At 67.9% G+C, this 7,967-nt stretch carries 4 protein-coding genes; 3 read left to right on the forward strand and 1 reads right to left on the reverse strand.

Annotated elements, in window-relative coordinates; all coding sequences use genetic code 11:
• The 3 genes from HUU95_RS03745 to HUU95_RS03755 form a co-directional block, all read left to right on the forward strand.
• On the forward strand, positions 1–2,940 hold a 2,940-nt coding region (locus HUU95_RS03745; RefSeq protein ID WP_217429760.1), incomplete at its 5' end, for a glycoside hydrolase family 2 protein.
• Positions 2,937–4,259, forward strand: a complete 1,323-nt coding sequence (locus HUU95_RS03750; RefSeq protein WP_174278878.1) for a sugar porter family MFS transporter — start codon at positions 2,937–2,939, stop codon at positions 4,257–4,259. The genes HUU95_RS03745 and HUU95_RS03750, both read left to right, overlap by 4 nt.
• The gene (locus HUU95_RS03755) at positions 4,256–4,987 is read left to right on the forward strand and encodes an SGNH/GDSL hydrolase family protein (RefSeq protein ID WP_174278879.1); all 732 of its coding nucleotides are present in this window, start codon (positions 4,256–4,258) and stop codon (positions 4,985–4,987) included. Before HUU95_RS03750 ends, HUU95_RS03755 begins: the two co-directional genes overlap by 4 nt.
• A 74-nt stretch (positions 4,988–5,061) precedes the next feature.
• Here the strand turns inward: HUU95_RS03755 and HUU95_RS03760 are convergent.
• Positions 5,062–7,967: TonB-dependent receptor (locus HUU95_RS03760; protein ID WP_174278880.1), on the reverse strand; the 2,906-nt coding region annotated here is incomplete at its 5' end.

A 7,967-nucleotide genomic window follows, 5' to 3' on the forward strand; every position in this document is an offset into this window, starting at 1 on the left:
GGGCCGGTGTTCGCCGGGCGGATCGCCGGTTTCACGCTGGCGGTGGGCGCCGCCGCGCCCGCGGCGCTACGCGACGAGGCGGCGCGGGCACCGGACCCGTCGCTGATCGCCTTCACCCCGGGCAGTCCGCAATGGCCGATCCAGTCTCATCAGCAGATCGGCCAGGTGACGCCGCAGGACGCCTGGACGCTACCACGGTCCAACGCACCCTTCGCCGTGCCGGTCGCCAAGCCGGTGCCGTCCGGCCCGGCGCTGGTCGCGCGCGGCGACGGGCGATGGGACGTCGCCGGCTGGCGGCTGGCCGAGGTGCCCAAGGTGACCGCGCCTGGCGCCGCGATCAGCCGCGCCGGGTTTGATGCGCGCGGCTGGTATGTGGCGACGGTGCCGGGCACGGTGCTGACGACCCTGGTCGATCGCGGCGTCTATCCCGACCCTGCCCACGGCCTGAACAACATGGCGATCCCTGAGGGACTGGCGCGGCAGGATTATTGGTATCGTAGCGAGTTCGACGCGCCGGCCGGCGAGCCGGGCAGGCGCCGGTATCTCACCTTCGACGGCGTCAACTATGCCGCCGAGGTCTGGCTGAACGGCGACGTCATCGGCACGATGAAGGGCGCCTTCATCCGTGGCCGCTTCGATGTCACCGGCAGGCTGCTACCGGGCCGCAACGCGGTCGCCGTGCGCGTCTCACCGCCGCCGCACCCCGGCCTCGCGCAGGAAGAGTCGCTGACCGGCGGCAATGGCGAGAATGGCGGCACCATGATGCTCGACGGCCCGACCTTCGTCGCGACCGAGGGGTGGGACTGGATCCCCAGCGTCCGCGACCGCAACACCGGGCTGTGGCAGGGCGTGACGCTGAGCGAGACCGGCGCCGCGACGCTCGGCGACGCGCACGTCGTGACGACGTTGCCCCGGGCGGACAACAGCGTCGCGCAGGTCGAGATCACCACCCCCGTCACCAACCCGACCGACCGCGTGGTGACCGCGACGGTGCGCGCGGGCTTCGACGACGTCGTCGTGGAAAAGCAGGTGACGCTCGCCCCCGGCCAGTCGGCCGATGTCGTGATGACGCCCGCCAGCTTCCCGCAACTAACGGTCAGGCATCCCAGGCTGTGGTGGCCCAACGGCTATGGCGACGCCGCGCTCCACGACCTGATGCTGACCGCCAGCGTCGACGGCCGGCCGAGCGACGTGAAGCATCTCCGTTTCGGCATACGCCAGGTGACGTACGACCTGTCGCTGATGGACCGCCACGGCGTGCTCGAACGCGTCGGGATCGACCTGTCGCGCGCGCGCCAGCTGGGTCAGCAGGTCGTCGATGGCAGCCATGCCGGCATCCGCAAGGTCGCCAATGGCTGGGCGGCGAGCCTGGTGCCGGGCGCGGAGACCTCGCCCGCGGTCACGCCGATCGCCGACGAGGACGGGCTGACGCCCTATCTCGTCATCCGCGTCAACGGGGTCCGCATCGCCGCGCGCGGCGGCAACATCGGCATGGATGATTTCATGAAGCGCGTCGATCGCGCCCGGCTGGAACCCTTCTTCCGCCTCCACAAGGATGCTCATCTGAACGTCGTGCGCAACTGGGTTGGGCAGAGCACCGACGAGACGTTCTATGACCTGGCCGACGAATACGGCCTGATGGTGCTGAACGATTTCTGGAACTCGACGCAGGATTATAATGTCGAGACGCAGGACCCGGCGCTGATGATGACCAACGCGACCGACGTGGTGAAGCGTTACCGCAATCACCCCTCGATCGTGTTGTGGTTCGGCCGTAACGAGGGTGTGCCGCAGCCGATCCTCAACGAAGGCCTGCAGGCGCTGATCAACCGCGAGGACGGCACGCGGCTCTACATGGGCTCGTCCAACCGCGTGAACCTGCAGGACAGCGGCCCCTATAACTGGCGGCCCCCGGTCGAGTATTTCACGACCAACGCGCGGGGCTTCTCCGTCGAGAGCGGCACGCCGTCCTTTCCGACGCTCGAATCCTGGAAGCGCGCGATCCCCGCCGCCGACCAATGGCCGATCAGCGACACTTGGGCGTATCATGATTGGCACCAGGGCGGGAATGGCGGCGTCAAGACGTACATGGACGCGCTCGCGGCGCGGTTCGGCGCGGGCACCAGCCTCGCCGACTTTGAGCGCAAGGCGCAGATGATGCAGTATGAATCGTACCGCGCGGTGTTCGAGGGGATGAACGCGGGGCTCTGGACGCGCAACAGTGGACGGATGCTGTGGATGACGCAGCCCGCCTGGCCGTCGTCGCACTGGCAGATGTTCTCGTCGGACTATGATACGCACGCGTCCTTCTACGGCGTCAAGAAGGCCGCCGAGCCCGTCCACGTCCAGATGAACCTGCCCGACCACAAGGTCGTACTGGTCAACAACGAGTTGGCGGACCTTGGCCGGGTGACCGTCCGTGCCAAGGTGGTGGCGCTGGACGGCCAGGTACTGACGGAGCGGAGCGCGACGATCGCCGCGCCGCGCGAGGCGGTGAGCGACGCCTTTACGCTCGATCTCGCGCCGGCGCTGGCGCGGGGCGTCGCGCTGGTCCGGCTGGAGGCGACTGACGCGAAGGGCGCGGTGCTGTCGACCAACTTCTACTGGCAGGCGAAGGACGATGCTGCGTTCCAGGCCATGAACGCGCTGGCCCCGGTGACGCTGGGGATGCGGTCGGCCGACCGCGTCGAGGGCGACGAGACGGTCACCGCCGTCACGTTGACCAACGCCAGCGCGACGCCGGCGATCGAGGCCAAGCTGACAATGGTCAACGCCGACGGCACGCAGGTGCTGCCGGCTTATTTCACGGACAACTACCTCTCGCTGCTCCCCGACGAGACACGCACGGTCGAGGTCCGTTACCCGACCGCAAAGGCGGCGAATCCGCACGTGGCCTTGCGCGGGTGGAACGTCGCGGCGACGGGCGCGCCGGTCCGGTGAAGGCCAATCTGACGAAGGGCGTCCTCGCCGCCAGCATCGGCACCGCCGCGCTCGCGGGGCTGTTGTTCGGCTTCGACACGGCGGTCATCGCCGGCGTCACCGGCGACCTGACGCGGGTCTACGACCTGACGCCCCGCACGCTGGGGCTCACCGTGTCGGCGGCGCTGTGGGGGACGCTCGTGGGCGCGCTGACCACGGGGCGGCCCGGCGACCGGTTCGGCAGCCGGCGGGTGCTGGGCGTGCTCGGCGTGTTCTACGTCCTGGCCGGCCTTGGCTGCGCGCTCGCGACCGATTGGCCCGCCTTCGTCGCCTTCCGCTTTGTCTGCGGGCTGGCGATCGGCGGGTCGTCGGTGCTGGCGCCGGTCTATATCGCCGAGGTGGCGCCGCCCGCGCGGCGGGGCCTGCTCGTCGGGCTGTTCCAGCTCGCGATCGTGACCGGCATCCTGGTCGCCTATCTCAGCAACGCGGTCGTCGCGGGGCTGGTCCACGACGACGCTTGGCGATGGAAGCTGGGCGTGACGGCGCTGCCGGCGATCGTCTTCGTGCTGCTGCTGCTTCGCATCCCGGACAGCCCGCGCTGGCTGCTGACGCGCGGGCGCGATGCCGATGCGCGCGCCGCCTTCGCGCGCATCGGCCTGTCGACCGCCGAGGCGTCGATCGAGGTCGACGGCATCGCCGCCACGCTCGCCGCCAGTCCCGCCGACGAACGGTTGTCGTGGGCGCGGCACCGGCGGCCAATCGTGCTGGCGGTGCTGCTCGCGAGCTTCAATCAGCTCGCCGGGATCAACGCCGTCCTTTATTACCTTAACGACATCGTCGCGCGCGCGGGTAGCCTGTCGCCCGATCGGCAGGCGGTGCTGATCGGTGCGGCGAACCTCGTCTTCACGCTGGTGGGCATGGCGCTGATCGATCGGGTGGGCCGCCGCACGCTGCTCGCGGTCGGCGCGGCTGGGATGACGGTCTGCCTCGCGGTCGCGGCGGGGGTGCTGTACCGCCGGATCGATGGCGCGGCGCTGCTGCCGGCGCTGGTCGGCTTCATCGCCTGCTTCGCGACCAGCCAGGGCGCGGTGATCTGGGTCTACCTGTCGGAAATCTTCCCGCAGGCGGTGCGCGCGCGCGGCAGCGCGCTCGGCGCCAGCACGCACTGGCTGCTCAACGCGGGCATCGCGGCCGTCTTCCCGGCGCTGGTGGCGTGGTCGCCGGGCGCGCCGTTCGTGATCTTCGCCGCCGCGATGGCGGTGCAGGCGATCGTCGTACCGCTCGTCTTCCCGGAAACTAAGGGCGTCGCGCTCGACGCCATGCAGGAGCGGATGGCATGAAAAAGCTGGTGATGACGTTGACGACCCTCGCGGTCGCGGCGACCGCGACCGCCCAGCAGGGCGCACCGTCCGCCGAGGAGATCCGTTTGCACCAGGACTGGGCGTGGCTCGATCATTATCGCGAGGCGAACGCCGCGCTGGCGCCCGACCCGGCGCACCGCCGCGTCGTGTTCATGGGCGACTCGATCACCCAGGGGTGGGCCGAGCAGATGCCCGGCTTCTTCGCCGACGATCGGGTCGGACGCGGGATCAGCGGGCAGACCACGCCGCAGATGCTGCTCCGCTTCCGCCAGGACGTGATCGCGCTCCATCCGGCGGCCGTGCAGATCATGGGTGGTACCAACGACATCGCCGGCAACACCGGCCCAATGACGCTGGCCGAGACCGAGGGCAACATCGCATCCATGGCCGAGCTGGCGCGCGCCAACGGCATCCGCGTGATCATCGCCTCCGTGCCGCCGGCCGACCATTTCAACTGGCGGCCCGGGCTGGTCACCGCGCCCGCGATCGCCGCGCTCAACACCTGGCTGCGGGCCTATGCCGCGCGCACGGGCGCGGTCTATGCCGATTACTGGAGCGTGCTCCACGACGGCGACGCGATGCGCGCCTCGCTGACTCCCGACGGGGTCCATCCCAATCGGGCGGGCTATGCCCTGATGGCCCCCGTCGCCGAGACCGCGATCCGCGCCGTCCTCGCCCCGCCGCCCGGACGCGCGCACCGGTCCTGACGAGCGGCCGCCTGCCCGAGCCCAAAGAAGCCCACCCCGCCGGCGGGGTTCGCCGGGCGGGACGGGTACGGTGGTCAGTTGCGAATACGGATGCCGATCGTGAACCGCCGCTCGAAGATGTTCTGCTGGTAGAACAGGTTCTTGAACTGCGCGTATTGCTCGTCGTTCGATCGGGTCAGGTTCTCGCCTTGCACGAAGATGGTCGCGTTGGGGATGATGTCGTAGCTCGCCGAGGCGTCGAGATAGCCGACCGGCTTGGAATACACTGCCAGCCCGTCGCCCGACCCGTTGACATATTGGATCTGGTTGAAGCGCCTGCTCCGCCAATTGTAGGCGATGCGCGCCTGAGCCGGGCCCTTCTGGTAAAAGCCGATGACGTTATACTGGTATTTGGAGTTGTCGGGCACGGGCAACTGCTTGCCGAACAGGTCGGCGTTCGAGCTCTCGCTGTCCGACAAGGTGAAGTTGGCGTTGGCGCCGAAGCCGCTGAGGAAACCGGGCAAGAAGGTAAACTGCTGCTGGTAGCCGAGCTCGACGCCCTTGATCTTGCCGCCGCCGCCATTGGCGGTGGTCTGGATGACGCCGCCCGCGCGCACGACGCCGTCCGCGTCCGGGATCGGCGTGATGATCCCCTGGTTCTGCGGAAAGGACTTCACGTCGAACAGGAACACCGCCGCGCTGAGCAGACCGCCCTGACCGAAATAGCGCTCCAGGGATGCGTTGTAATTGGTCGACTGGAACGGATCGAGCGCGGGATTGCCCGAGTTGCCCTGGAGGAAGACCTGCAGTGTGCTCGGCAGCGTCGGGTAGCGGCCGTTATTGGCACCGTAGTATAGCACGCGGCCGGCGCCGAGATCGAACAGGTTGAGCTCGCCCACCACCTTGGCGGCGGCCAGCCGGAGCTTGGTGTGCTGGTCGAAGTCGATCGTCAGGTTGCCGGCGGGGAGGAAGCGGTCGATCTGCTTCTTGCCGGCGGACGTGCCCAAGTTGAGGAAGACTCCGTTATAATTGCCACCCGTACCGATGAACCTGGACGGATCGGTGGTGTTCGAAAAGACGGTACGCGTCGTGATGGTATAGCGCAGGCCGACATTGCCCGACACGCCCAGGCCGAACACGGCGTCGGGTTCGGATGCGAAGTTGAGCTGGGCGTAGGCCGCGGCGGTGTTCTCCTTGACGCGGAAGCTGGTGGTCGGGTCCTCATACGGGACGTTGCCCGGATAGAGGCTGTTCTGGAAGGCGAGCGGGTCCGCCATCGCATAGGGGTCGAGCCCGGGAATGCCCGCCGCCGGCACGCCAGGAAAGATGAAGTTGGTATATTGCTGGATACGGCTGCCAAGCTGGGCGAAGGTATAGATCGGGATGACGGACCGATCCTGGATCGCCGGCGTGCCGGTCTGGCCGATGCCGGCGTCCTTGTAGAAATAAAGGTCGCCCGGGCCGCTCAGCGTACCGATACCCGGCACGGTGACCGGCGCGAGATATTTGAACTGGCCCTGGGTGCTGACGTCGCGTGTGTTGTAACGGACGCCTGCATCAATCGTCTTGAAGAACCCGTCGCCCGGGAAGGTGAAGGTGCCGTCGGCGCGATAGGCATCGGTCTTCGACCGGCGATTGTCGCCATAGCCCCAGGTCGAGAACAGCTCCCAGTTCGCCGGGTTGCTGACGTCGGTGCCGAAGCGGAGCGTCGGGTAGCGGGTGGTATAATCGATGGCGAGATTGACCGCCGGGAACCCGTTGGGGTTCTGATATTGGACGCAGGACGCCGGCGCGGCGCTGGCCGGACCGCCCTGCTGACATTGCGGCGCGGTGCCGCGCACGAGCAGCGACCCTCTGGTCGCCTTGGAGTCCGCCTGCGACGATACCGAACCCCGCTTTGCGTCGGCATGGACCCAGCGAACCGTGCCCTTGAAGTCGCTGCCGTTGTCGTAGGTCAGCTCAAGATTGGTGTTGTAGGTACGCGAGGTAAGGTTGGTCGCCAAGCTGTCCTCAACGAATTGCGGCAGCGCGAAGCTGCCGACGGTGACGACCCCATTCTTGTCGTACACCGACCCCGACTGCAGCGCCAGCGGCGCATAGCCGCTGTTGACCTGGATGTTCACCGATCGCGTGCGGTCATCAAGATGCGTGTAGAAGCCATCGGCGGTCAGCGTCAGTTGATCGGTCAGGCGAAGCTGCACCGAGCCGTCGATCGCGTAGCGCTCGCGCTGGGTCCTCTGGTTGGACAGATTGTCCACCGCCGGCTGATAGACATAGTCACCGCTGCCCTTGGTGATCGTGGTGTCGATCTTGCCGTCGCCGTTGAAGTCGCGGTTGCTGACCGACTCGCCCGACGCCAGCCAGCTATTGCCGGTGTCGATGCGGATATTGGCCAGGTTCGCCTTCTGATAAGAGCCCGCCAGGACGATGCCGAACCGGTCGGAGTGATAGCCGGCCAGCCCCGAATAGAGCTGGTCGAGCTTCTTGGTGCGATCGCCATAATCGCCCTGCGCCGCGGCGGTCACGGTGAGACCGTGCTTGAGGTCGAATGGACGGCGCGTCTTCAGGTCAATGATGCCGCTGACGCCGCCCTCCACCTGGCGGGCGGTCGACGATTTGAACACGTCCACGCCGGAAAACAGCGTGGCGGGAACGTCGGTGAAGTTGGGTTGGGCATTGTCGATGCTCTGCCCGTCGAGGAACTGCTCGCCGTTCAGCGTCACCAGCACCTGGCCCAGGCCGCGGATGTTGACGCCCGATCCTTCGCCGGCCGACCGGTCGATCTGGATGCCGGGAACGCGTTGCAGCGAGTCGGCGATGGTCGAGTCGGGAAGCTTGCCGATATCCTCGGCGACGATCGAGTCGACGATCTGTGGTGCGTTGCGCTTCAGGTCGACCGCCGCCTTCTGCGCGCCGCGGACGCCGATCACGGTGATGTCGGCGCCTTCGCTGGCCGGGGCGGAGGCGGTCTCGGCGTCGCCCGCCTGCGGCGCGCCCGATG

It is taken from the genome of Sphingomonas bacterium, from assembly GCF_903643065.1.
In the GTDB taxonomy this organism is placed as follows: Bacteria; Pseudomonadota; Alphaproteobacteria; order Sphingomonadales; family Sphingomonadaceae; genus Sphingomonas.